Annotated in this window: 23 protein-coding genes, 1 tRNA gene and 1 pseudogene; 15 read left to right on the top strand and 10 right to left on the bottom strand. The window is 66.6% G+C overall.

Going from position 1 to position 23,504, the window contains the following annotated elements:
- Positions 1 to 38: 38 nt before the first annotated feature.
- Complete coding sequence (gene acs / locus VMD50_RS01900) at positions 39 to 2,006, top strand: acetate--CoA ligase (RefSeq protein WP_325424287.1); 1,968 nt, start codon at positions 39 to 41, stop codon at positions 2,004 to 2,006.
- Between the two features lie 10 nt (positions 2,007 to 2,016).
- Here acs and VMD50_RS01895 read toward each other — a convergent pair whose 3' ends face one another.
- Complete coding sequence (locus VMD50_RS01895; protein ID WP_325424285.1) at positions 2,017 to 2,712, bottom strand: chymotrypsin family serine protease; 696 nt, start codon at positions 2,710 to 2,712, stop codon at positions 2,017 to 2,019.
- A gap of 289 nt (positions 2,713 to 3,001) precedes the next feature.
- Between VMD50_RS01895 and VMD50_RS01890 the strand changes: the two genes are divergently transcribed.
- Together VMD50_RS01890 and VMD50_RS01885 are read left to right on the top strand one after the other, a co-directional pair.
- Complete coding sequence (locus VMD50_RS01890; protein WP_325424283.1) at positions 3,002 to 3,529, top strand: phage holin family protein; 528 nt, start codon at positions 3,002 to 3,004, stop codon at positions 3,527 to 3,529.
- Entirely contained in the window at positions 3,530 to 4,507 is a 978-nt protein-coding gene (locus tag VMD50_RS01885) for an alpha/beta fold hydrolase (RefSeq protein WP_325424281.1), read from the top strand.
- A gap of 44 nt (positions 4,508 to 4,551) precedes the next feature.
- Here VMD50_RS01885 and marP read toward each other — a convergent pair whose 3' ends face one another.
- Genes marP through nth form a run of 4 tightly spaced genes read right to left on the bottom strand, consistent with a single transcriptional unit; the run spans position 4,552 to position 7,940 of the window.
- Positions 4,552 to 5,745: an acid resistance serine protease MarP gene (marP, locus tag VMD50_RS01880; protein ID WP_325424398.1), complete on the bottom strand. Its 1,194-nt coding sequence runs from the start codon at positions 5,743 to 5,745 to the stop codon at positions 4,552 to 4,554.
- Between the two features lie 14 nt (positions 5,746 to 5,759).
- On the bottom strand, positions 5,760 to 6,572 hold the full coding sequence (locus VMD50_RS01875) for an NUDIX hydrolase (RefSeq protein ID WP_325424279.1): 813 nt from the start codon (positions 6,570 to 6,572) through the stop codon (positions 5,760 to 5,762).
- A gap of 17 nt (positions 6,573 to 6,589) precedes the next feature.
- Positions 6,590 to 7,243 carry a TlpA family protein disulfide reductase gene (locus VMD50_RS01870; protein WP_325424277.1) on the bottom strand — a complete coding sequence of 218 codons (654 nt, stop codon included), beginning with the start codon at positions 7,241 to 7,243 and terminating at the stop codon, positions 6,590 to 6,592.
- A 16-nt stretch (positions 7,244 to 7,259) separates the two neighbouring features.
- Positions 7,260 to 7,940 (bottom strand): endonuclease III, encoded by a 681-nt coding sequence (gene nth / locus VMD50_RS01865; protein WP_325424396.1) that lies wholly within the window; start codon positions 7,938 to 7,940, stop codon positions 7,260 to 7,262.
- A gap of 161 nt (positions 7,941 to 8,101) precedes the next feature.
- On the opposite strand from nth, the gene VMD50_RS01860 reads away from it, so the two are divergent.
- On the top strand, positions 8,102 to 8,497 hold the full coding sequence (locus VMD50_RS01860) for a hypothetical protein (protein WP_325424275.1): 396 nt from the start codon (positions 8,102 to 8,104) through the stop codon (positions 8,495 to 8,497).
- A gap of 97 nt (positions 8,498 to 8,594) precedes the next feature.
- The gene (gene crp, locus VMD50_RS01855) at positions 8,595 to 9,269 is read left to right on the top strand and encodes a cAMP-activated global transcriptional regulator CRP (RefSeq protein WP_036465140.1); all 675 of its coding nucleotides are present in this window, start codon (positions 8,595 to 8,597) and stop codon (positions 9,267 to 9,269) included.
- A gap of 92 nt (positions 9,270 to 9,361) precedes the next feature.
- On the opposite strand, the gene VMD50_RS01850 is transcribed toward crp, so the two are convergent.
- The 3 genes from VMD50_RS01850 to VMD50_RS01840 are packed head-to-tail and all read right to left on the bottom strand — an operon-like array spanning position 9,362 to position 10,781.
- Positions 9,362 to 10,156, bottom strand: a complete 795-nt coding sequence (locus tag VMD50_RS01850) for an MBL fold metallo-hydrolase (RefSeq protein ID WP_325424272.1) — start codon at positions 10,154 to 10,156, stop codon at positions 9,362 to 9,364.
- Entirely contained in the window at positions 10,153 to 10,617 is a 465-nt protein-coding gene (locus VMD50_RS01845) for a RidA family protein (protein ID WP_325424270.1), read from the bottom strand. Before VMD50_RS01845 ends, VMD50_RS01850 begins: the two co-directional genes overlap by 4 nt.
- Before the next feature lie 2 nt (positions 10,618 to 10,619).
- Positions 10,620 to 10,781: a Sp36 family protein gene (locus tag VMD50_RS01840; protein WP_007166633.1), complete on the bottom strand. Its 162-nt coding sequence runs from the start codon at positions 10,779 to 10,781 to the stop codon at positions 10,620 to 10,622.
- 74 nt (positions 10,782 to 10,855) lie between these two features.
- On the opposite strand from VMD50_RS01840, the gene bagA reads away from it, so the two are divergent.
- Together bagA and bagB are read left to right on the top strand one after the other, a co-directional pair.
- Positions 10,856 to 11,881 carry an ATPase BagA gene (gene bagA, locus VMD50_RS01835; protein WP_325424266.1) on the top strand — a complete coding sequence of 342 codons (1,026 nt, stop codon included), beginning with the start codon at positions 10,856 to 10,858 and terminating at the stop codon, positions 11,879 to 11,881.
- Positions 11,878 to 13,032 (top strand): ATPase BagB, encoded by a 1,155-nt coding sequence (gene bagB, locus VMD50_RS01830; protein ID WP_325424264.1) that lies wholly within the window; start codon positions 11,878 to 11,880, stop codon positions 13,030 to 13,032. The genes bagA and bagB overlap by 4 nt, the downstream gene beginning before the upstream one ends.
- Positions 13,033 to 13,452: 420 nt before the next feature.
- On the opposite strand, the gene VMD50_RS01825 is transcribed toward bagB, so the two are convergent.
- Positions 13,453 to 13,803, bottom strand: a complete 351-nt coding sequence (locus VMD50_RS01825; RefSeq protein WP_325424262.1) for a WhiB family transcriptional regulator — start codon at positions 13,801 to 13,803, stop codon at positions 13,453 to 13,455.
- Between the two features lie 387 nt (positions 13,804 to 14,190).
- Between VMD50_RS01825 and ponA2 the strand changes: the two genes are divergently transcribed.
- The 4 genes from ponA2 to VMD50_RS01805 all read left to right on the top strand — a co-directional run bounded on the left by ponA2 (position 14,191) and on the right by VMD50_RS01805 (position 18,883).
- Entirely contained in the window at positions 14,191 to 16,632 is a 2,442-nt protein-coding gene (gene ponA2 / locus VMD50_RS01820; protein WP_325424260.1) for a transglycosylase/D,D-transpeptidase PonA2, read from the top strand.
- Between the two features lie 54 nt (positions 16,633 to 16,686).
- A complete protein-coding gene (locus VMD50_RS01815) occupies positions 16,687 to 17,646 on the top strand; it encodes a metallophosphoesterase (RefSeq protein WP_325424258.1) in 960 nt (319 codons plus the stop codon).
- Positions 17,643 to 18,749 carry an L-cysteine desulfhydrase Cds1 gene (cds1, locus tag VMD50_RS01810; RefSeq protein WP_325424256.1) on the top strand — a complete coding sequence of 369 codons (1,107 nt, stop codon included), beginning with the start codon at positions 17,643 to 17,645 and terminating at the stop codon, positions 18,747 to 18,749. The genes VMD50_RS01815 and cds1 overlap by 4 nt, the downstream gene beginning before the upstream one ends.
- 60 nt (positions 18,750 to 18,809) lie before the next feature.
- Positions 18,810 to 18,883 (top strand) — tRNA-Pro (locus tag VMD50_RS01805).
- Positions 18,884 to 18,917: 34 nt separating this feature from the next.
- Here VMD50_RS01805 and VMD50_RS01800 read toward each other — a convergent pair.
- The gene (locus VMD50_RS01800) at positions 18,918 to 20,111 is read right to left on the bottom strand and encodes a tyrosine-type recombinase/integrase (RefSeq protein WP_325424254.1); all 1,194 of its coding nucleotides are present in this window, start codon (positions 20,109 to 20,111) and stop codon (positions 18,918 to 18,920) included.
- A 261-nt stretch (positions 20,112 to 20,372) separates the two neighbouring features.
- Here VMD50_RS01800 and VMD50_RS01795 point away from each other — a divergent pair, with 261 nt between their 5' ends.
- The 4 genes and pseudogenes from VMD50_RS01795 to VMD50_RS01780 all read left to right on the top strand — a co-directional run.
- Entirely contained in the window at positions 20,373 to 20,588 is a 216-nt protein-coding gene (locus tag VMD50_RS01795; protein ID WP_325424252.1) for a helix-turn-helix transcriptional regulator, read from the top strand.
- Entirely contained in the window at positions 20,585 to 21,727 is a 1,143-nt protein-coding gene (locus VMD50_RS01790) for a DUF3631 domain-containing protein (protein WP_325424250.1), read from the top strand. Before VMD50_RS01795 ends, VMD50_RS01790 begins: the two co-directional genes overlap by 4 nt.
- A gap of 523 nt (positions 21,728 to 22,250) precedes the next feature.
- The gene (locus tag VMD50_RS01785; RefSeq protein WP_325424248.1) at positions 22,251 to 22,835 is read left to right on the top strand and encodes a hypothetical protein; all 585 of its coding nucleotides are present in this window, start codon (positions 22,251 to 22,253) and stop codon (positions 22,833 to 22,835) included.
- A gap of 139 nt (positions 22,836 to 22,974) precedes the next feature.
- Positions 22,975 to 23,370 (top strand): annotated as a pseudogene (locus VMD50_RS01780) (adenylate/guanylate cyclase domain-containing protein); the annotation flags it as partial.
- Positions 23,371 to 23,504: the final 134 nt, after the last annotated feature.

Genomic DNA, 23,504 nt, shown 5'->3' with positions numbered 1-23,504 from the left:
ACTGACGGTTGACGTGCCTCGACATTAGGAGGAAACCAGTGACCGCCACCCACACCGAGGGCTCGTCTCATCCGGCTTCGTATCCCCCGCCGGCCGAGTTCGCCGCGCAAGCCAACGCCGGTGAGGACTTGTACCGCGAGGCCGAGCTGGATCGGCTGGCGTTCTGGGCCAAACAGGCCCACCGGCTCTCGTGGTCGACGCCGTTCACCGAGATCCTCGACTGGTCGGAAGCGCCGTTCGCCAAGTGGTTCGCCGACGGCAAGCTCAACGTCGCCTACAACTGCGTGGACCGCCACGTGGAGGCCGGGCTGGGGGATCGGGTGGCGATCCACTGGGAGGGCGAACCCGGCGACAGCCGCAGCCTGACCTATTCCGATCTGCAGACCGAGGTGTGCAAGGCGGCCAACGCGCTGACCGACCTCGGTCTGGTCGCCGGCGACCGGGTCGCCATCTACATGCCGTTGATTCCGGAGGCCGTGATATCGATGCTCGCCTGCGCACGCTTGGGCGTCATGCACAGCGTCGTGTTCGCCGGTTTCACCGCCAAGGCGCTGCGCGCCCGAATCGCCGACGCCGAGGCCAAGCTGCTGATCACCAGCGACGGGCAGTTCCGCCGCGGCAAGCCGGCGCCGCTGAAGGACGCCGCAGACGAGGCGGTTTCGCCCGGCCCAGACGGTCCCAGCACCGTCGAGCGCGTTCTGGTGGTGCGGCGCACGGGAATTGACGTGTCCTGGAACGACGACCGCGACCTGTGGTGGCACGACGTCGTCGACGCCGCATCGCCCGAGCACACCGCGGAGCCGTTCGGGGCCGAGCAGCCGTTGTTCCTGCTGTACACCTCGGGCACCACCGGCAAGCCGAAGGGGATCGTCCACACCAGCGGCGGCTATCTGACCCAGTGCTCCTACACGCACTACTACGTCTTCGACATCAAACCCGAAAGCGACGTCTTTTGGTGCACCGCCGACATCGGCTGGGTTACCGGACACACCTACGGTGTCTACGGTCCGCTGTCCAATGGCGTCACCGAGGTCCTGTACGAGGGCACGCCCGACTCGCCCACCCAGCACCGGCATTTCGAGATCATCGAAAAGTACGGCGTGACAATCTATTACACCGCGCCCACGCTCATCCGCACCTTCATGAAGTGGGGCCGCGATATCCCCGATGCGCACGACCTGTCCAGCCTGCGGCTGCTGGGGACGGTCGGCGAACCGATAAATCCCGAGGCGTGGCGCTGGTACCGCAAGGTGATCGGGGCCGAGCGCCTCCCGATCGTCGACACCTGGTGGCAGACCGAGACGGGCGCCGCCATGATCAGCCCGCTGCCCGGAGTCGCCGCGGCCAAACCCGGTTCGGCGATGAGGCCGTTGCCGGGCATCTCGGCCAAGATCGTCGACGACCACGGCGACCAGATCCCGCCGGGCAATGCCAACGGCGAGCACGCCACCGGCTACCTCGTCCTGGATCAGCCGTGGCCGTCCATGCTTCGCGGCATCTGGGGCGATCCCGAACGCTACGTCGAGACCTACTGGTCCAGGTTCGCCGAGCAGGGCTGGTACTTCGCCGGCGACAGCGCCTATTACGACTCCGACGGCAACATCTGGGTGGTCGGCCGCATCGACGACGTGATGAACGTGTCGGGGCATCGGCTCTCGACCGCCGAGGTGGAGTCGGCGCTGGTCGGCCACGTCGCGGTGGCCGAGGCCGCTGTGGTCGGTATGACGGACGAGACCACCGGCCAGGCGATCTGCGCGTTCGTCGTCTTGTGTGCCGACTTCGAGGTGCACGACGGGATCGTCGACGAGTTGCGCATCGAGGTGGCCCGGGAGATCTCGCCCATCGCCAAGCCCCGCGAGGTCCACGTGGTGCCCGAGCTGCCCAAGACCCGCAGCGGCAAGATCATGCGCAGGCTGCTGCGCGACGTCGCCGAGAACCGGGAGTTGGGTGACACCTCGACACTGCTGGATCCCGGCGTGTTCGACGCGATCAAGGCCGGGAAATAGTTCAGCGCGGTCAGGCCGGCAGCGGCACGAAGCCCGCGCCGGGCCGGTGCTTGGCGTTGATGTCGGCGAGGTCGGCGTTGATCGACATCACCACCGCCGGGGTGTGCAGCGGGATGTATTTGATGATGCACGTCGGCAGGTTGTCGCTGAACGCTCCGTGAATCATGCCGACGAGCAAATTGTTGACGGTCACCGGCGCCCCGGAGTCGCCCGGCTGGCCACACACCTGCATGACGATGGTGCCCGGGTCCTGGCCAGGCCCCCAGGTGACACCGCACGAATTGCCGGTCGTGCGGCCCTGTTTGCAGGCGATCTGGCCAAAGGCCGGATCCGGACCGATGCCGCTGATCACAAAACCGTTGTAGTTGGCCACCGGCGCCACCTTGGCCGGATCGAATTTGATGACCGCGTAGTCGAGGATGTCGTTGCCCGCGACCATGATGCCCAGCGGGCCCCTGTTCTGCGCGGCCTCGGCGGCGACCTGCGCGCCGGGACCGCCGCAGTGCGCGGAGGTGAAGCCGATCATGTCGCCGGCGGTATCGGTGCCGATCGTCGTCAGGGTGCACATCGTGTCGCCGTTGATGACGATGCCGGCCCCACCACCCATCGGGACCCTGTCGTCGGCGGCCGCGTGCGCGGGCACACCGATGAGTACCACCAGCGCGGCCACCATCGCCGCCTGGTAGCAACGGTAGGCCGTCTGCAAAGCAACACTCCCATCGAGCGGTCGGCATCCCCAGTGGCCTGGTCAGTCTAGTCCGCTATGGTGTCAGGTTCGCCGGGGTCGATGTGGCGGCTACGCTGCTTACCTATTCCTTTCCCGCTCAAGGGGATCCATCACCTTACCCCCTCGTCGTCGGCTTCGCTGCCCGGACGCCGGGCCCCGAGCCCCGGCCGGGATCGGCACCGTCCCTCGGCCGGCCTTCAGCTGCCCTCGTGTGGCATGCCACCGCATGGCAACATAAACCGCGACGAGAACACCGAGAGGACGGTCTGTGAGCAAAGTCGATCGCAACAACGGTGTGCCCAGCACACTGACCACGATTCCGTTGGCCGACCCGCACGCCCGGCCCGCCGAGCCGTCGATCGGTGACCTGATCAAAGACGCCACAGCCCAGGTGTCCACCCTGGTGCGCGCCGAGGTGGAACTGGCCCGCTCGGAGATCACCCGGGACGTCAAAAAGGGCCTGACCGGCAGCGTCTATTTCATCGCCGCGCTGGTGGTGCTGTTTTACTCAACGTTCTTCTTCTTTTTCTTCGTCGCCGAGCTGCTCGACACCTGGCTGTGGCGCTGGCTGTCGTACCTGATCGTGTTCGGGATCATGGTGATGGTCGGCGCCGTGCTGGGGCTGCTGGGCTTTCTGAAGGTCCGCCGCATCCAGGGACCGCGGGAGACGATCGAATCGGTCAGGGAGACGCGCACCGCCCTCACGCCCGGCCACGACAAGGCCGCCGCGCCCAAGGAACTCCCCGAGTCCTCCGGCGGGAGGCACGAAAAACCCGCGGATCCCTCGGGCTGGTAGATGCCGGCACCAGATCCGTCGGTCACCCGCATCGACGGGCCGTGGCGCCACTTGGACGTGCACGCCAACGGCATCCGCTTCCACGTCGTCGAAGCCCTGCCGGACGGACGGGATCCGGCGGTTCCGGCCTCGGAGCCGGCAACGGCGCGGCCGCTGGTGATGCTGCTGCACGGTTTCGGATCGTTCTGGTGGTCCTGGCGCCATCAGCTGCGCGGGCTGAGCGGCGCGCGAGTGGTCGCGGTCGACCTGCGCGGCTACGGCGGCAGCGACAAGCCACCCCGGGGCTATGACGGCTGGACGCTCGCCGGCGACACGGCCGGGCTCATCCGCGCGCTCGGGCACTCGTCGGCGACGCTGGTCGGCCACGCCGACGGCGGGCTGGCCTGCTGGGCGACCGCGCTGCTGCATTCGCGGCTGGTGCGCGCCATCGCGCTGATCAGCTCGCCACACCCGGCGGCGCTGCGCCGATCCACGCTGACGCGCCGCGATCAAAGTTACGCGCTGCTGCCGACGTTGCTGCAATACCAGTTGCCCATCTGGCCGGAGCGCCTGCTGACCCGGGGCAACGCGGCGGAGATCGAGCGCCTCGTCCGGAGGCGCAGCTGCGCCAAATGGGTTGCCTCCGAGGACTTTTCACAGACAACCGATTACCTGCGGACCGCGATCCAGATTCCCGGGGCGGCACACTGCGCGCTGGAGTACCAGCGCTGGGCGGTGCGAAGCCAGCTACGCGGCGAGGGCCGGCGATTCATGCGGTCGATGTCCCAACAGCTCGGCACGCCATTGCTGCACCTGCGCGGTGACGCCGACCCCTACGTGCTTGCCGACCCGGTCGACCACACCCAACGCTACGCGCCGCAGGGCCGCTACCTATCCATCGACGGCGCAGGGCATTTCAGCCACGAGGAGGCGCCGGAGGAGATCAACAGGCACCTGATGAAGTTCCTCGAGCAGGTGCACGGGCCGCGAGCGAGGTAAGCGCGCGGGGCGCGGGCGCAGCCGAGCGACAATCGGGCGCGGCATCAGCTGACGCAGGCCCCGGTCGCCACCCGTTGAGTGTCACCGATCTTGGAAAGCTGGGAGGCCACCTCGTCGGCCGTCAACACGAACCCCGTGTCGGGGTCGTCGACGGCCGCGCCGAACACCACGCCGAGCACGTTACCGTTCAGGTCGATCAACGGACCACCCGAATTACCTTGCTCCACGTTGGCTCTGATGGTGTACACGTCGCGGGTGACCGGCGCCGGATCGCGGTAGATGTCGGGGCCGCTGAGCCTGATCGCCTCGCGAATCCTGGCCGGTGTCGCGGTGAAATTGCCGCCACCCGGATAGCCCAGCACCACAACGCTTTCGCCGCTCTTCGCCTCGCCCTGGGCGAAGGCCAACGGCGGCGGCGGCAGGTTCGGGACGGCGAGGATCGCGATGTCGACCGACGGGTCGTAGGACACCACGGTGGCGTCGAGGGGATTGCCGCTGGCGTAGACCTGGACGCTGTTGGAACCGGCCACCACGTGCGCGTTGGTCATCACCCGGTCGGGAGCTATCACAAACCCGCTGCCCTCCAACACTTTCTGGCAGCTCGGCGCCAGGCTGCGCACCTTGACGACACTGGGCGCGGCGCTCGTCACCACCGGATTGCTGGCCAGGGCGGGGTCCGGTGAGGCGACCGGAATCACCGGGGTGCGGCTGAACGGTTCGAGCACCGCCGGCAGCCCAGAGGTGTTCAGCAGCGCCGACAGCCGCTTGGGCACCGTCTTGAGCCACGGCGGTGCCAGCTCGTTGACCTGGGCGAGCACCCGGGAGCCCTTGACCGCGGAAGCCAGCTCGGGCTGATCCTTGGACTGCGTCAGCGGCGTCGCCAACAGCCACGCCGCGGTCAGCACCACGACGAGCTGAACGCCCACCCCGATGACGGAATCGACCGTTCTTATTGTGCGGCTACGGATTGCGCCGCGAACGGCGCGTCCCAGCACCACGCCGGCGACCTCGCCGACGACGACCAGCGCGAGGATCAAAAACAGCGCGGTGAACAGCTTGGCGCGGGGCGCGGCGATGTGGCTGACGATGTGGGGTGCCAGCAGCACGCCCGCGATGGCGCCGAGCAGTACACCGACGAACGACAGCAGCGAGCCCAGCGCGCCCGAACGCCAGCCCGAGATGGCCGCGATGAAGGCGACCGCCAGGACGGCGATATCCAGCCACTGCGACGGCGTCATCGAGTTGACGTTCATCAGAGGGGACCATCCTCGTCACCGACGAGCACCATCGCCTCTTCCAGCTCACGAACGTCGTCGGTGTCCCAGGGCAGGGCCCAGCCGGCGACGTCGAGCATCGCGGAGATCACCTGGCCGGTGAATCCCCACACCAGCATCTCGTTCAGCAGAAACGCCGGCCCGGCCCAGCGGCGGCCGAGGTTCCCCCGGTACACCATCAGCCGGTTCGCCGGATTGATGAAGGCGCGCAAGGGAACTCGCGCCACAATGGCCGTTTCGGCGTCGTTGACGACGGAGACCGGGCCTGGATCCGGCGAGTACGCCAGCACCGGGACGACGTGGAACTGTGACGGCGCGATGAACGTCCGTTCCATGGTCGCCAGCGGATGCAGCCGGCGGACGTCGATCCCGGTTTCTTCGTGCGCCTCGCGCAGGGCGGTGGCCACCGGGCCCTCGTCGGTGGGATCGGAGGCGCCCCCCGGAAAGGCCGCCTGGCCGGCGTGGTGGCGCAGTGTCGAGGCGCGCACCGTGACCAGCAGGTCGGCGTCGTCGGGGACGCCACCGGTCGACGGGGATTCCGGGCCCGAAAACAACACGAGGACCGCGGCCTCGCGGCCGTCACCGCGCAACGACGCCAACGACGAAGCGGCCTTGGCGGTCACCATCGCGAGCAGGTCGGCCGGCAACCGGCGCCGATACGCGTCGGGGATCTGCCCGACGTTGTCGACCAGCGGACGCAACCAAGGTGGTGACACGTCGGGCCTGAGTGGAACCGGCGCCCGCCCATGGGTTGGGTCCCCGCTGGGCGGGGGCGTACCCCCAGCGCTCACCGGCACCTCCCTCGGCCTCAACCCGCGTCGTTTCCGACGGCAGCCGCGATCTCGTCGGCATCGGCAAAAGGCCGCGGCAGCATCTGGGCAACGCTACCGTCCGGCCGGAGTACGACCGTCGCGGGCATCACATTTACCACACGCAGCGCAGCAGCGATCCGACGACGGCCGTCCTGCAGGGTCGGAAGCCGAACACCCAACTCCGCCAACCGCAGTAACGCGGCCGTCTCGTTCTCGTCCTGGTGCACCGTCACCACCATCACGTCCGGCCCGACCCGTCGTTGATACTCGGCCATCGCCGGAAGCTCGGCGGCGCAGGGCCCGCACCAATATGCCCACAGGTTGAGGACCACCCGGTGTCCGGCCAGCGCGCGGGCGACGTCGACGGCCGAGCCGTCGGCGGCGCATTCCACCGTGACACCGCGCAGCGCCGCGGGGCCGGGGCCGTCCCCGGGGGCGGGACACGGCGGCAGGCTGGCCCGCTGCCGGGGGCCCGCCAGCGCGGCAGGGGTGTCGGCGTCGCGATGTTCCCGGGGAGCCGGCGATTGATTCGGAGCGGCAGCGGGACCGCCCGCCTGCGGGGGACTGTCACGCAACTGGGCCACCAGGGCCACCACCAACGCCGCCACCACCACGAGGATCGCGATGGTCCAGCGCGTCGCCCGGGTCACGGTCTTCCGCCGGGTATTAGAGCCCCACCAGGGCCAGCAGGTGCTCGGTCTCCGGGCCCTGCACGAGGGGCGCGGCCAGCAGCGGTTCCGTCGGCCCGAGGCCGAAGGAGGGGCAGTCCTTGGCGAGGATGCAGGCGCCGCAGGCGGGTTTGCGGGCGTGGCACACGCGGCGGCCGTGGAAGATCACCCGGTGGCTCAACATCGTCCACTCCCGGCGTTCGATCAGTTCGCCGACCGCGTGCTCGATCTTCACCGGGTCCTTTTCAGCGGTCCAGCGCCACCTGTGCACCAGCCGCGAGAAATGGGTGTCGACGGTGATTCCCGGGATGCCGAAGGCGTTGCCCAGGATGACGTTGGCGGTTTTGCGGCCCACCCCCGGCAGCGTGACCAACTCGGCCATCGTCGAGGGCACCTCGCCGCCGAACCGTTCGACCAGGGCCTGCCCCAGACCGATGAGCGAGGTTGCCTTGTTGCGGAAGAAACCCGTGGGACGGATGAGGTTCTCGAGTTCGTCGCGGTCGGCCTGCGCATAATCCAGCGCCGTGCGATATCGCTTGAACAATGCCGGCGTCGTCAGGTTGACCCGTTTGTCGGTGCTCTGCGCCGAAAGGATGGTGGCCACCGTCAGCTCCAGTGGCGTCGTGAAATCGAGTTCGCAGTGTGCGTGCGGAAACGCTTGCGCCAGCGCCCGATTCATGCGCCGCGCCCGGCGCACCAGCCCGACCCGCGTTTCTCTGGACCAGCGATCGACGGAGACACCGTCGGGCGAGGATGGCGTCGACTTCGTGCGCCCGGATGCCTTTGCCGCTGTCACCTACGACAGAGTACTGATTTCGTGATCTCACTGAGACCTAAGCCATGTTTACTCTCCTTGTGTCATGGTTGCTGGTGGCGTGCGTCCCCGGTCTGCTGATGCTCGTGGCGCTCGGTCTCGGGCGGCTGGAATCCGAGCTTGCCCACGACACCGTGACGGCGACCGATGTCGACGACTTCCTCGACCATGCGGAGCCCGTCGACGTGCACACGCTGGCCCGCGAAGGCATGCCAGAGGCGCTGGAATACCTGCATCGGCGCCAGGCGCTGCGGCTGGCCGATTCGCCGCCGGCCCGCCCCCAAACGGGGCCGCGCCACGCCAAGCCGGAGTTTGCCGCCGATCTCGGTGACCGCGCCGAGCCCGGATTACCGACGCGGGTGGGGGCCCATTCGCACGTCAATCCGCAACTTAGGGGGCCTAGACACGTCAATCGTGTGTAGCGTGGCACGTTGGACACACTTCGCCTACCTCTAGACTTACGTCACACGAGCAGGGTTGGCCTGCCCGCACACATCATTGGAAAGCTGAAGAGGCAACGTGGACGAGATCCTGGCAAGGGCCGGAATCTTCCAAGGGGTTGAGCCCGGCGCGGTCACCGCGCTGACCAAGCAATTGCAACCCGTCGACTTCCCCCGCGGGCACACGGTTTTCGCCGAGGGGGAGCCGGGCGATCGGCTCTACATCATCGTCTCCGGAAAGGTCAAAATCGGGCGGCGTTCGCCGGATGGCCGGGAAAACTTGCTGACAATCATGGGCCCGTCGGACATGTTCGGCGAATTGTCGATCTTTGACCCTGGCCCACGGACCTCCAGCGCGACCACGATTACCGAGGTGCGGGCGGTGTCGATGGACCGCGACGCGCTGCGGGCATGGATCGCCGACCGGCCGGAGATCGCCGAACAGTTGCTGCGGGTGCTGGCCCGGCGGCTGAGGCGGACCAACAACAACCTGGCCGACCTCATCTTCACCGACGTCCCCGGCCGGGTGGCCAAGCAGCTGCTGCAGCTGGCCCAGCGTTTCGGCACCCAGGAGGGCGGCGCGATGCGGGTAACCCACGACCTGACGCAGGAGGAGATCGCCCAGCTGGTGGGCGCCTCCCGGGAGACGGTGAACAAGGCCCTGGCCGATTTCGCCCACCGCGGCTGGATCCGGCTCGAGGGCAAGAGCGTGCTGATCTCGGATTCCGAAAGGCTGGCGAGGCGCGCGCGATAGTCCTCTAGCGGTGTTCGCCGGGCCCTGCCCGGCCACCAGTCGCGAAAGCCCACGACACGCCCGGAAATCGGGGGTTTTTGCGACTGCTCGCGCTAATGAGCCCGCAGGTAGTCCAGCTGCGCCTGAACCGACCACTCCGCCGCGTCCCAGAGTTTCTCGTCGACGTCGACATAGACGTGTTCGACGACCTGGCGGGTGGTGGCGTCGTCGCCGAGGTCCCGCACCGCCGCGCGCACCTGCTCCAGGCGTTCGTGCCGGTGCGTCAGGTAACCGGCCGCGACGGCTTCCAGATTCGGCAGATCCGGCCCGTGCCCGGGCAGCACCCGGCGCCGCCCCAGGCCGCGCAGCCGCCGCAGCGATTCCAGGTAGTCGGCCAGGCTGCCGTCCTCCTTGTCGATGACGGTGGTGCCGCGGCCCAGCACGGTGTCCGCCGTGAAGACGGCGTCGTCGAGGACGAACGACAGCGAGTCGGCGGTGTGGCCGGGCGTCGCCATCACCTTTATCTTCAGGCCGGCCGCGTCGATCACTTCGCCATCGACCAGCTCACCGCCCAGGCCGCGCAGAAACCCGCTGCCGGCGGAACGGACGGTTGCTCCCGTGCGTTCGACTAGTTTGTCGATGCCATCGGTGTGGTCGCCGTGCCGGTGGCTGATCAGCACCAAGGCGATGCGACCGACGGCGGCGACCCGGCCGATGTGCTCGTCGTCCTCGGGGCCGGGATCCACGACGACCATCTCGTCGCTGCCCGGTCCGCGCAGCACCCAGGTGTTGGTGCCATCCAGCGTCAGCAGGCCGGGGTTGTCGGCCAGTAGGACCGAGATGGTGTCAGTGACCGCCCGCAACCTGCCGTATGCGGGATGGGTCGGCGACTCGGCAACCTCGGTCACGGGCCTTCGCCGACCTCCACGATCAACTCCACCTCCACGGGCGCGTCCAGCGGAAGCTCGGCTACGCCGACCGCCGAACGCGCATGCGCCCCCGCGTCGCCGAACACCTCGGCGAGAAGCTCGGAGGCCCCGTTGACGATGCCTGGCTGGCCGTGGAACCCCGGGGCCGAGGCGACGAAGCCAACCACCTTGACCACCCGGGTGACAGCGTCGATGCCCACCAGCGAATTCACCGCCGCGAGGGCGTTGAGGGCGCAGATCCGCGCCATCGCCTTGCCTCGTTCGGGGCTGACCTCGGCGCCGACCTTGCCGGTTCCCGCCAGTTCTCCGGCCTCCATCGGCAGCTGGCCCGAGGTGTAGACCAGGTTGCCGGTTCGCACCGCGGGTACGTATGACGCCAGCGGCGCGGCCACCTCCGGCAGCGCGACCCCGAGCTGCCCCAGCCGGGCGGAGGCATACATCTTTATTTGGGGCGCTTCAAATACGCGACGTGCTGTTCGCCGGTGGGCCCGGGCAGTACGGATACCAGCTCCCAGCCGTCGGCCCCCCACTGGTCGAGGATCTGCTTGGTCGCGTGCGTGAGCAGTGGGACCGTGACGTATTCCCATGCGGTGGGTTGGCTCATGACGCGAGCTTATCGGTCGGCCCTGAACGGCTCTGGTCAGCCCAAGCGCCGTGCGGCGGTCGGGCTAGCATGCGATGGTGGCATCCACTCCTAGCGGCGGCAATTCGGTCGGCTGGCCAGCGCGCCTGTCGAAGGTCCGCCTGCATTTCGTGACCGGCAAGGGCGGGACGGGGAAGTCGACGGTAGCGGCGGCGCTGGCACTGACGCTGGCGGCGGGCGGCCGCAAGGTGCTCCTGGTCGAAGTCGAAGGCCGCCAAGGGATCGCGCAGCTTTTCGATGTCCCGCCCCTGCCCTACCAGGAACTCAAGATCGCCACCGCCGAGCGGGGCGGCGAGGTCAGCGCGCTGGCGATCGACATCGAGGCCGCGTTCCTGGAATACCTGGACATGTTCTACAACCTGGGCATCGCGGGCCGGGCGATGCGCCGCATCGGTGCCATCGAGTTCGCGACGACCATCGCGCCCGGCCTGCGCGACGTGCTGCTCACCGGCAAGATCAAGGAGTCGGTGGTGCGCCTCGACAAGGGGTCCAAGAACCCGGTCTACGACGCGGTCGTCGTCGACGCGCCGCCGACGGGCCGGATCGCCCGCTTCCTGGATGTCACCAAGGCGGTCAAGGACCTGGCCAAGGGCGGCCCGGTGTTCTCGCAGGCCGAGGGTGTGGTGAGGCTGCTGCACTCCGACCAGACCGCCATCCATCTGGTCACGCTGCTGGAAGCGCTGCCCGTGCAGGAAACGCTGGAAGCCATCGAAGAGCTCGCGGAAATGGAGCTGCCGATCGGCAGCGTGATCGTGAACCGCAACATCCCGTCGCTCCTCGAGCCGCGTGACCTGGCGAAGGCGGCGGAGGGGGATGTGGACGCGGACTCGGTGCGGGCGGGGCTGGAGATGGCCGGAATCAAGCTCAACGACACCGACTTCGCCGGGCTGTTGACCGAAACCATCCAGCACGCGACCCGGATCACCGCGCGCGCGGAGACCGCGCAGCAGCTCGACGCTTTGAAGGTGCCGCGGCTGGAACTGCCCGCGATTTCCGACGGCATCGATCTGGGTAGCCTGTATGAGCTTTCGGAATCGCTTGCACAGCAAGGAGTTCGATGACTACCACGCCGACAACCCTTGACATGGCGGCCATTCTGGCCGACACGGCGAACCGGGTGGTCGTGTGCTGCGGCGCCGGCGGGGTCGGCAAGACCACCACCGCGGCCGCCATGGCGCTACGCGCAGCCGAATATGGCCGTACCGTATGCGTTTTGACGATCGACCCAGCCAAGCGGTTGGCGCAAGCGCTCGGAGTCAACGACCTCGGTAACACGCCGCAGCGGGTTCCGTTGGCACCCGAGGTCCCCGGGGAGCTGCACGCGATGATGCTCGACATGCGCCGGACGTTCGACGAAATGGTGGTCCAGTACTCCGGAAACGGGCGGGCACAAGCGATTCTGGACAACCAGTTCTATCAGACCGTCGCGACTTCGCTGGCCGGCACGCAAGAATACATGGCGATGGAGAAGCTCGGCCAACTGCTGGGCCAGGACCGCTGGGACCTGGTGGTGGTGGACACTCCCCCGTCGCGCAATGCGCTGGATTTCTTGGATGCGCCGAAACGACTGGGCAGCTTCATGGATAGCCGATTGTGGCGATTGCTGCTCGCACCCGGCCGCGGAATCGGCCGATTGGTCACCGGCGCAATGGGTTTGGCGATGAAGGCGATGTCCACGGTGCTCGGTTCGCAGATGCTGGGCGACGCTGCGGCATTCGTGCAGTCGCTGGACGCCACCTTCGGCGGCTTCCGCGAGAAGGCCGACCGCACCTACGCGCTGCTGAAAAGGCGCGGCACACAATTCGTGGTGGTGTCGGCCGCCGAGCCGGACGCGCTGCGTGAGGCGGCGTTCTTCGTCGACCGGCTGTCGCAGGAAGCCATGCCGCTCGCGGGGCTCGTCCTGAACCGCACTCACCCCACACTGTGTTCGCTTCCGGTCGAACGGGCGATCGACGGAAGCGAGACGTTGGACGCCTCGGATTCCGAGGCCGCCGCGCTGGCCGCCGCGGTGCTGAAAATTCACGCCGACCGCGCACAGACCGCCAAGCGGGAGGTCAGGCTGCTCTCCAGATTCACCGCGGCCCACCCGCATGTGCCGGTCATCGGGGTGCCGTCGCTGCCGTTCGACGTCTCGGACCTGGACGCGCTGCGCGCGCTCGCCGACCAGATCACCGCCGTCGGTGACGAAGCGGCCCGCGCAGCGGGGCGCTGAGAAACCGGCGCATCCGAACCCCGTCGGTGACGAAGCGGCCCGCTGAGAAACCGCCGAAAGCCTTGTTGGCCCAGCGTGCATTTCACGACGGGACACGCCGGAAAAGCGTCGCTTGGCTCACGCTCGGCAATTGTGGGCGGCGCCGCGCTCAATAATTTCCCTATTGCGCACACCCCAATTAAGGGTCGGCGAAAGCTATTTGACACCGGCCGGTCTGTTGCGGAACGGCCGTTTTCGTTACTGCCCAATCCCTATTGGGCACAAGCCGGCTCGTATTCAACATGCGTCAGTCTGCTATTGAACACGGATCCGCCAAAACCCTTGACGAGGGTCGTAACAAGAAAGTAATGATGAAAACCAAGCTTTTCAGGACGAATCGACGGGTTACCCCGCCGCGCGATGCGCGCTCGAAGGGGCGAGTCAGCCGGCGGTGCGGCCCCGGCGCTTTTCAAAGAAGTCCGACCACGAGACGACCTCGGGATGCTGCTTGAGTAAAGCCCTGCGCTGGCGCTCCGTCATACCGCCCCAGACGCCGAACTCGACCTTGTTGTCCAACGCGTCCGCGCCGCACTCCTGCATTACCGGGCAGTGCCTGCAGATCACCGCGGCCTTGCGTTGGGCGGCGCCCCGAACAAACAGTTCATCGGGGTCAGTGGTCCGGCACAGCGCTTGCGAGACCCAGGCGATCCGATCTTCGGAGTCGACACTGCGAAGTACCCCCTGTGCAGCCGCAATGTTTGTTCTACGCGCGGCCGGCCGTGAACCTGACACGAGCTGTTCCCTTCCTTCCGGCCGCTCGTCACGGCCGCCCTCCTCGGGTGCAGACCCTCTGTTTGCGATCTACGCCACACCATGCGATTCGGTGTTATCTGAATCGCACCGTGTGTCTAAGTTAGGTGCTCAGGTGGCAATTGCGCAACAGTCTGATAACGGTTTTTTTGGGACGCGCGTGCAGTCTTGCCCAACCAGGATAAATCCGGCCACGGGACCGAGCACTTCGTCCCGGTGGACCACCAGTGACGGAGTCGCAAATTTTCTGCCGATGCCGATCGTAAGTTCGCTGGTCATGACGTGGGAGGGTCTCTGGTCCCTGGCCAGGAGGGCCTTTGGTCAACTCATGGCGTGGCCCGGTGACCAGGGGCCGCTACCCTAGTACGCATGTCAGACCGCCCGCCGGCCGCGCTCACGATTCTCAAGCTCGCGGGGTGCTGCCTATTGGCGAGCGTCGTCGCCACAGCACTGATGTTTCCGCTCGCCGGCGGGGTCGGGCTGATGTCCAACCGGGCCTCCGAAGTCGTCGCCAACGGGTCGGCCCAGCTGCTGCAGGGCGAGGTGCCGGCGGTGTCGACGATGGTCGACAAGAAGGGCAACGTCATCGCCTGGCTGTATTCGCAGCGCCGGTTCGAGGCACCCACCGACAAGATCGCCAACACCATGAAGCTGGCGATCGTCTCGATCGAGGACAAGCGGTTCGCCGACCACAACGGGGTGGACTGGAAGGGCACCCTGACGGGGTTGGCGGGCTATGCGTCCGGCGACGTCGACACGCGCGGCGGCTCGACCATCGAGCAGCAGTACGTGAAGAACTACCAATTGCTGGTGACCGCCCAGACCGATGCGGAGAAGCGCGCCGCCGTCGAAACCACCCCGGCGCGCAAGCTGCGCGAGATCCGGATGGCGCTCACGCTGGACAAGACCTTCAGCAAGCCCGAGATCTTGACCCGCTACCTGAACCTCGTCTCGTTCGGCAACGGCTCGTTCGGGGTGCAGGACGCGGCGCAGACCTACTTCGGCATCAATGCGTCCGACCTGAACTGGCAGCAGGCGGCGCTGCTGGCGGGCATGGTGCAGTCGACCAGCGCGCTGAACCCGTACACCAACCCCGACGGCGCCCTGGCCCGGCGGAACCTGGTCCTGGACACGATGATCGAGAACCTGCCGCAGGAGGCCGACGCCCTGCGTGCCGCGAAGGCCACTCCGCTGGGCGTCCTGCCGCAGCCCAACGAACTGCCTCGCGGCTGCATCGCGGCCGGCGACCGCGCCTTCTTCTGCGACTACGTCCAGGAGTACCTGTCGCGCGCGGGGATCAGTAAGGAGCAGCTGGCCAGGGGCGGCTACCTGATCCGCACCACGCTGGACCCCGACGTGCAGATCCCGGTCAAGGCGGCCATCGACAAGTACGCCAGCCCGACCCTGCCGGGCATCTCGAGCGTGATGAGCGTGATCGAGCCGGGTAAGACCTCCCACCACGTCATGGCGATGGCCAGCAACCGCACCTACGGCCTGAACCTCGACGCCGGCGAAACGATGCGGCCACAGCCGTTCTCCCTGGTCGGCGACGGTGCGGGGTCGGTCTTCAAGATCTTCACGACGGCCGCCGCGCTGGACATGGGCATGGGCATCAACGCCACGCTCGAAGTGCCGGGCAGGTTCCAGGCCAAGGGCATGGGCAGCGGCGGGGCCAAGGGCTGCCCCAAGGACACCTGGTGCGTGGTCAACGCGGGCAACTACCGGGGCTCCATGAACGTGACCGAGGCGCTGGCCACCTCGCCGAACACCGCGTTCGCCAAGCTGATCCAGCAGGTCGGTGTCACCCGCACGGTGGACATGGCGATCAAGCTCGGGCTGCGCTCCTATGCCGATCCCGGCACCGCCCGCGACTACAACCGAGACAGCAACGAAAGCCTGGCCGACTTCGTCAAACGGCAGAACATCGGCTCGTTCACCCTCGGCCCGATCGAGGTGAACGCGCTGGAGCTGTCCAACGTCGCGGCGACCCTGGCCTCCGGCGGTGTGTGGTGCCCACCGAGCCCGATCGACAAGCTGATCGACCGCAATGGCAATGACGTCGCCGTGACCACCGAGACCTGCGATCAGGTGGTGCCGGAGGGTCTGGCGAACACCATGGCCAACGCGATGAGCAAGGACGCGCTGGGCGGCGGCACGGCGGCCGGTTCGGCCAGCGCGGCGGGCTGGGACCTCCCGGTGTCCGGTAAGACGGGGACCACCGAGGCCCACCGCTCGTCCGGCTTCGTGGGTTTCACGAGCCACTACGCGGCCGCGAACTACATCTACGACGACTCGCCCAACCCGACCGACTTGTGCTCCTCCCCGCTGCGCCACTGCGGCGAGGGTGACCTGTACGGCGGGAACGAGCCGGCGCACACGTGGTTCACCGCGATGAAGCCGATCGCCACCAGCTTCGGGCCGGTGGCACTGCCGCCCACCGACCCGCGCTACGTCGAGGGTTCCCCCGCGGGACGGGTGCCCAGCGTCACCGGCCTGGACGTCGACATGGCCCGCCAGCGCATCAAGGATGCGGGTTTCCAGGTCTCCGACCAGACCAACTCCGTCAACAGCAGCGCAAAGCAAGGCGAGGTGGTCGGAACGACACCCAGCGGCCAGACGATCCCGGGGTCGATCATCACGCTCCAGGTCAGCAACGGCGTTCCTCCGGCGCCGCCTCCGCCGCCAGCAGGGGGGCCGGGTGGAGCGCCGCCGCCGGTCGGGTCGCAGGTCGTCGAAATTCCGGGTCTACCACCGATCACGATCCCGCTCCTGGCCCCACCGCCACCGCCCGGGGAGCCGCCACCTCCATAGAAGCGTGGCATAAGCGATACCAGGCCAACCCGCAACTGGCAGTAGGCTGCCTGCATGGCTGAAGTTACGCCCGTCCTCATGCGCACCGGCGCGGTCGCGGTTGGCTCGACCCTAGCCGGCATCGGCTATGCCGCGTTCGTCGAGCGCAACGCGTTCGTGCTGCGCGAGATCACCATGCCCGTCCTGTCGCCGGGATCCACGCCGCTGCGGGTGCTGCACATCAGCGACCTCCACATGCTGCCCAACCAGCGCCGTAAACAGGCCTGGCTGCGCGAACTGGCCGGCTGGGAGCCCGACCTGGTGGTCAACACCGGCGACAACCTGGCGCACCCGAAGGCGGTGCCCGCGGTGGTGCAAAACCTGGGCGACCTGCTGTCGCGGCCGGGTGTCTTCGTCTTCGGCAGCAACGACTACTTCGGGCCGCGACTGAAGAACCCGTTGAACTACCTGACCAACCCGTCCCATCGGGTCCGCGGCGAGCCGTTGCCCTGGCAGGACCTGCGCGCAGCGTTCACCGAGCGCGGCTGGCTCGACCTCACCCACACCCGGCGTGAGTTCGAGGTGGCCGGCCTGCACATCGCTGCAGCGGGTGTGGACGACCCGCACATCGACCGGGACCGCTACGACACCATCGCCGGCCCGGCCAGCCCGGCGGCGAACCTGCGGCTGGGATTGACCCACTCCCCCGAGCCGCGGGTGCTGGACCGCTTCGCGGCCGACGGCTACCAGCTGGTGATGGCCGGACACACCCATGGCGGGCAGCTTTGCCTGCCGTTCTACGGCGCGGTGGTGACCAACTGCGGCCTAGACCGCTCCCGGGCCAAGGGACCGTCCCGGTGGGGCGCCAACATGCAGTTGCATGTCTCAGCCGGCATCGGCACCTCGCCGTTTGCGCCAGTGCGATTCTGCTGCAGGCCCGAGGCGACGCTGCTGACGCTGATCGCCACCCCGATGGGCGACCGCGATGTCACCAGCGACTTGAGCCGTTCGCAGCCGACCGCTTCGGTGCGTTGAGTGATCGGGTCCGGATCGCGGTCCGCGCCCTGCCACGAGACTGGACGGACAACGCGATCCGGCTGATCCAGGCCGACACCCGGCGCAGCGCCGACACCCATCTGCTGCGGTACCCACTGCCGTCGGCCTGGGACACCGGCGTCGACGTCGCGCTGTACCTCAAAGACGAGACGACGCATATCACCGGCAGCCTCAAACATCGGTTGGCGCGCTCGTTGTTCCTGTATGCGCTGTGCAACGGGTGGATCGGCGAGGGCACCACAGTCGTCGAGGCGTCCTCGGGTTCGACGGCGGTGTCGGAAGCCTACTTCGCGGCACTTCTGGGGCTGCCTTTCGTCGCCGTGATGCCTGCGTCAACCAGCGCGGCCAAGGTGGCGCTGATCGAATCACAGGGCGGCCGTTGCCATTTCGTGGCCGACTCGAGTCAGGTCTATGCCGAGGCCGAGCGGGTCGCCCAAGACACCGGTGGGCACTACCTGGACCAATTCACCAATGCCGAGCGCGCCACCGACTGGCGCGGCAACAACAACATCGCCGAGTCGATCTACGAGCAGATGGGCGAGGAGCAATACCCCATCCCGGAGTGGATCGTCGTCGGCGCGGGAACGGGCGGAACCAGCGCGACGATCGGCCGTTACATCCGCTACCGGCGGCACTCGACCCGGCTGTGCGTCGTGGACCCGGAGAACTCCGCGTTCTTTCCCGCCTATTCCGAGGACCGCTACGACATCGTGATGCCGACGTCCTCCCACATCGAGGGCATCGGCCGGCCACGGGTCGAGCCCTCGTTTCTGCCCGGCGTGGTCGACCGCATGGTCGCGGTCCCCGACGCGGCGTCGATCGCCGCCGCTCGCCACGTCAGCGCCGTCCTGGGCCGCCGGGTGGGGCCGTCGACGGGCACCAACCTGTGGGGCGCCTTCGGGCTGCTCGCCGAGATGGTCGCCGAGGGACGTAGCGGGTCGGTGGTCACCCTGCTCGCCGACAGCGGCGACCGCTACGCCGACACCTATTTCAGCGACGAGTGGGTCAGCGCGCAGGGGCTCGACCCGGCCTGCTCCGCCGAGGCGCTGGTGGAATTCGAGCGCACCTGCGTGTGGGCCTAACCCGTAGCCTGCGGTTTGGTCAGTGGGCGGGCCGGTGCGATAGGCTGTCGAGGCTTCAAGCGGGGTGTGGCGCAGCTTGGTAGCGCGCTTCGTTCGGGACGAAGAGGCCGTGGGTTCAAATCCCGCCACCCCGACTCAAAAAGCCTGGTAGCGGGCTTAACGAGTGGGCTATGCGGACTGCTGCAGCGTACTCGGTACGTTTTCTTCCTCAGGCTCACTGCCAGCGTTGGCATTTGATGGTTGCAGTGCCGCAGTGCGGTGCTGGTCGAGCACGTCGGCTAGGGCATCCAAGTCTGAGTCGAACAGGTCGGCGTATGTCCGCAGTGTGAGGCTCGGGTCCTCGTGGCCCAGCATCCTTGCCAGCGCCAAAACGTTGCCGCCCGCAGACACCGCCAAGCTGGCGGCTGTGTGTCTCAGGTCGTGCGGCGTCACGCTCGGAAAGCCATGTAGCGAGTCACGGGCGGCGTTGAACACTCGGGGCCTCCAGTGGGAGATCCGGAGCGGTCCACCCTTCGCCCCTGAGAACAGCAGATCCTCCCGGCCCTTGCCGAGCATCTGCTTACCGAGGTCATCCGCAAGGAACGCCGGGAAGGGCACCGAGCGGCGTTCATGGTCCTTTGGCGATTTCCACTCCAGTCGGCCATCTGCCTCGGCTACCGCTTGGGCGATCTGCATTCGACGACGAAGCATGTCTACCGACGAAACCGTGAGCGCCGCCAGCTCGCCCCACCGCAGGCCGGTGTAAGCCAGGAGGCGGACCACCAGGCCGTCGACATCACTGGCGGCCATAGCGAGCTGCTCGACTTGCTGGTGAGTGAGGTACGCCCTCGACTTGTACTGCCGTTTGGGGGCATTGATCCCCTCGCACGGGTTGCGGATCAGCCGCCCATCTTCCACCGCGTCCTTCAGCACCATCCGCAGGACGCCAAGCGTGTTCTCGATGGTCGGTACGCCCGTCCCGGCGTCGACCATGTCAGCCACCCATGCCTTGATTTCTGGAGGCAACACCTTCGTCAACTGTAGGTCGCCCCACTTGTCAGCGACGTGCGCCCGCCATGTGTGCTGCCGCGTGGCTCGGGTAGTCTCCGCAATGTCTGCCTTGCGTATCCAGAGCGAGAACTGCTGCGCAACAGTCCATTCCCCCGTCATAGGTGGAGCAATGTCGACTCCGCTACGCGTGATCTGTTTAAGCCAGTCCGTCGCGTCGGCCTTGTACTGGAATCGTCGAGAATGTTCCTTGCCGCTGGTGTCGACGTAGCGTGCCCGGTACTGCTTACCTTTGCCGTAAAGCTTCGTCCTCTGGCCAGACCTGCTAACCCATAGGTTCTCAACGCCTTGACGCTGCCCTCGATGATGCTTCATGGCTCGAATCGTAAGGTACGCATCCGACTGTGCGACGGGTTATGCGAGCAGAGTCCAGTTGTGCCACATGTGCTGGCATGGCACAACTGGCACAAGGGTAAAACGGGTTGAGAGACAATAGATTCCGTTAGCAGCACATCAGTTCAGACACCGTCGGGTCCGATGAAACTCGTGGTCGACCGTGGAACTGATCGTGGTCAGATTAATGAGAATGAGTTGGCGTAATCGGCCAACAACAGCTACCGCGAAAACGGAGAGATCATGCCCAGCACAACGACACCTAACGACGAGTTGCTAAGCATCGGCGACGCCGCTGCCTTGAGCGGCCACAGCGTAGCGACCTACCGCTGGTATCGGGCAAACGGTATTGGCCCCAAGAGCTGGAAGTGTGGACGCTACGTCCGGTACTGGCGTACCGACGTACTCGCATGGATGGCCTCGCAGGAGGCGGCGACCGCCAAAGGTGGTGTGGAGTGACCTCACTCGACAGGGACATCGCGGACCTCGCGGATCTCGCGCACGTTGGCGGGTGGGCAGTCCTAGATGCCGTGGACAAGTTCCTGACTCGCTTCATTGCCCACCCCAACGAGCACGCCCGCTACGCACACGCACTGTGGCTCGCCCACACATGGCGCATGGACGAATGGGACTCCACCCCGCGACTCGGCTTCATGTCACCGGAAAAGGGCAGCGGAAAGACTCGTGCACTGGAAGTCAGCGAGCATCTGGTGCCGCATGGCGTCCGAGTCTCGCAAGCAACGACGGGATATATCTTGGCGAGAATCTCCGAAGATCCTCCGCCAACGCTGTTGTATGACGAGATCGATACTGTCTATGGCCCAAAGACCAGGGGCAATGAGGAACTCAGGGCGGTACTGAACGCGGGTCATCGTCGTGGCGCGACAGCCGGTCGAGGCAACTGGGGAAATGATGGCCTGGCAGGTCAGGACTACCCTGCCTATTGCGCAGTCGCGCTCGCCGGACTCGGGAAGTTGCCAGAAACGATTGCCGACCGAGCTGTGATCATCCGAATGAAGAAGCGCAAGCGAACTGAACGCGTCGAGCCGTGGCGTCCGCGTGTAAACGCTAAGGAGGCCAATGCACTTGGCGCTGCACTCGGCTCGTGGATGATGGACGCTTCACTGTCGTGGCCCGACAACATGCCGGTGGAGGATCGCGCCGCCGATGTGTGGGAGCCGCTCATCATGGTTGCTGACGCTGCAGGGGGTCACTGGCCCGCCACTGCACGCAATGCAGCTCTCGTCCTCACTTCTGACAAGCCACAGGCAAGTCTCGGTGTTCGGCTCCTGCGGGATCTTCAGATCGTGTTCGGGCCGAACGACAAGATGCGCAGCGAGGACATCATCACTGCGTTAACGGAGCTGTCAGAATCACCGTGGCAGCGGTTCCACGCCGACGGCAGTCCGCTCGACTTCCGTGACCTGGCCCGGTTTTTGCGGGAGTACGACATCCGGCCGAGAGATGTCTGGATCGATGGCAGTTCATCGAAGGGCTATCACGCCGATGACCTACGGGACGCGTGGGAGAGGTACGTCCACCCCTCGACCATCCGCGAGGTCCGCGAGGTCCGCGATGGCTTGGATGGGACGCGGTGATCAACTGTACCTGCAAGCCGCAGGCGTACTTCGAGAAGGCCTTGTGCGATTTGCATTTCGCATTGCACGGACCGATTTTCTTCAGGGAGAGAGGCCGAAATATCGCAGGCCTGTCCGGCCAAAACGCCAGGCGGGGGTATACCCCAGGCATCTCACGACTAATAGAAGAGCGGAGAAACTATGCGCTGCAAGCACACTGACTGCGGCCGTCGGGCATACACGTCGGGCTGGTGCTCGACGCACTACAGGCGTTTGCGATCAGGCCAGTCCATGGACGCGCCGATCAGGCGCTACGTGCGGATGCAACAGCCGGTGGGCAGTCCAAGTAAGCCAGCGGAGGGAAAGCCTTCTCAAGTGAAGCGAAGGAAGCCGTTCGAGGCGGAGTGGGCGTTGTTGAAGGAACTTGGCTTGGCCTGAGAGTCGGAACATACACGCAGGCCGCTGCATCGAGGCGGTCGGGGTTGAGGGGGATCGCTTCCTGTCTGCCCGCTAGCGTTGCGCACTACAGATCAAGGAGTGGATGTTGAGCCTCTTCGAGACGATGGAGCCATACGCTTGGCATGGAAGTTGGGCAGTCTGGGGATCGTGGGATGCCACACCTCCGTTTGGCCGGCACGGCAACCTCCGATTCCCAACGCACGAAACCCAGCAGCTCAACAGACTGCACGGCCGGGCCGTGATCCTCGGACTCAACCCAGCGGGCGATGGGCAGCCCCCGGTGCGCATACCCGGCCGCGAATGGGCCAACTTTCACACGCCGGGCGTACACAACGACCACTTTCTTGCCACAGCGTTTTACGGCACGTGGCTTTGGGGGTGCTACATGACAGACCTCATACCAGGGACGCATCAAAGCAAGTCGGCAGAAGTGAATCCCGGCGATACGGATGTCGAAGCCTTCATTCAGGAAGTGTCCTTACTTGGGGAACCAGACCAGTTGTTCGTATGCCTGGGTGACAAGACCTATAAGGCGCTGTCCAGGTCATTACCCGCGGATTCGCGAGTTGTGAAACTTCCGCACTACAGCGCCTCCAATGGGCGTGTGCACAAGGGGCGGCCAGAGGTGTATCGAGAGATCTGCCAGCAAGCGTTGGCGGAATACCTCTGATCTGCCGCTCCGGGCCTACTACTGGCCGCTGCCCCACCACCACGAGGAACGCCACGATGGCCGATGCTAGGCGGGAGTGTGTCTGTTGTGGGATTCTGCTGGTGTGTCCGCGCCTGCGGCAGCTGCCCCTTCCGGGGTAGTGACGTTTCTGTTCACCGACGTAGAGGGTTCAACCCGTCGGTGGGAAGCCGACGCCGATGAGATGCGAGCGGCGCTGGCCGCCCATGACAAGGTCTTGCGAGCGGCGATTGAGGCGCATGGGGGCTGGTTGTTCAAGCACACCGGTGACGGTGTATGCGCCGCGTTCGCCTCGCCCAGGTCAGCGGTGGATGCGGCTGTGGCCGCCCAGCAGGCGCTGGAGTTGCCGGTGCGGATGGGCATCGCGACCGGCGAAGCAGAGCTGCGGGACCGCGACTACTTCGGTGCGGTGCTGAACCGGGCGGCGCGGGTGATGGCCGCCGGGCACGGTGGTCAGATCCTTTTGGCCGAGTCGACCGCAAGTCTGCTCAGCGGGGTGGACCTGGTGGATCTAGGAGGCGTCTGAACAACGTTCGCGGCAGGGGCGGGAAGAACGCCGACAAGGCCGTTTCTTCGGCAGTAGGTCAGACCTGATTGGTCGACAACGTGGTCGTTCTTCCCGCCGATACCAGTTTGGGCAAGGGCCGGGTC

Source organism: Mycobacterium sp., from assembly GCF_035506235.1.
GTDB lineage: Bacteria > Actinomycetota > Actinomycetes > Mycobacteriales > Mycobacteriaceae > Mycobacterium.
Note: the sequence above shows the minus strand (reverse complement) of the source record. Positions and strands in the feature narration are given on the sequence as shown.

Bases quoted from the DNA above. Each gene is read 5' to 3' on its own strand.
- marP (WP_325424398.1), bottom strand. From the start codon at position 5,745: ATGACGCCGTCGCAGTGGCTGGATATCGCCGTCCTGGCGGTCGCCTTC.
- VMD50_RS01885 (WP_325424281.1), top strand. From the start codon at position 3,530: ATGCCGGCACCAGATCCGTCGGTCACCCGCATCGACGGGCCGTGGCGC.
- VMD50_RS01815 (WP_325424258.1), top strand. From the start codon at position 16,687: ATGGCTGAAGTTACGCCCGTCCTCATGCGCACCGGCGCGGTCGCGGTT.
- VMD50_RS01840 (WP_007166633.1), bottom strand. From the start codon at position 10,781: ATGAGCCAACCCACCGCATGGGAATACGTCACGGTCCCACTGCTCACG.
- VMD50_RS01860 (WP_325424275.1), top strand. From the start codon at position 8,102: ATGTTTACTCTCCTTGTGTCATGGTTGCTGGTGGCGTGCGTCCCCGGT.
- bagA (WP_325424266.1), top strand. From the start codon at position 10,856: ATGGTGGCATCCACTCCTAGCGGCGGCAATTCGGTCGGCTGGCCAGCG.
- VMD50_RS01845 (WP_325424270.1), bottom strand. From the start codon at position 10,617: ATGTATGCCTCCGCCCGGCTGGGGCAGCTCGGGGTCGCGCTGCCGGAG.
- VMD50_RS01795 (WP_325424252.1), top strand. From the start codon at position 20,373: ATGCCCAGCACAACGACACCTAACGACGAGTTGCTAAGCATCGGCGAC.
- bagB (WP_325424264.1), top strand. From the start codon at position 11,878: ATGACTACCACGCCGACAACCCTTGACATGGCGGCCATTCTGGCCGAC.
- ponA2 (WP_325424260.1), top strand. From the start codon at position 14,191: ATGTCAGACCGCCCGCCGGCCGCGCTCACGATTCTCAAGCTCGCGGGG.
- nth (WP_325424396.1), bottom strand. From the start codon at position 7,940: ATGAATCGGGCGCTGGCGCAAGCGTTTCCGCACGCACACTGCGAACTC.
- VMD50_RS01800 (WP_325424254.1), bottom strand. From the start codon at position 20,111: ATGAAGCATCATCGAGGGCAGCGTCAAGGCGTTGAGAACCTATGGGTT.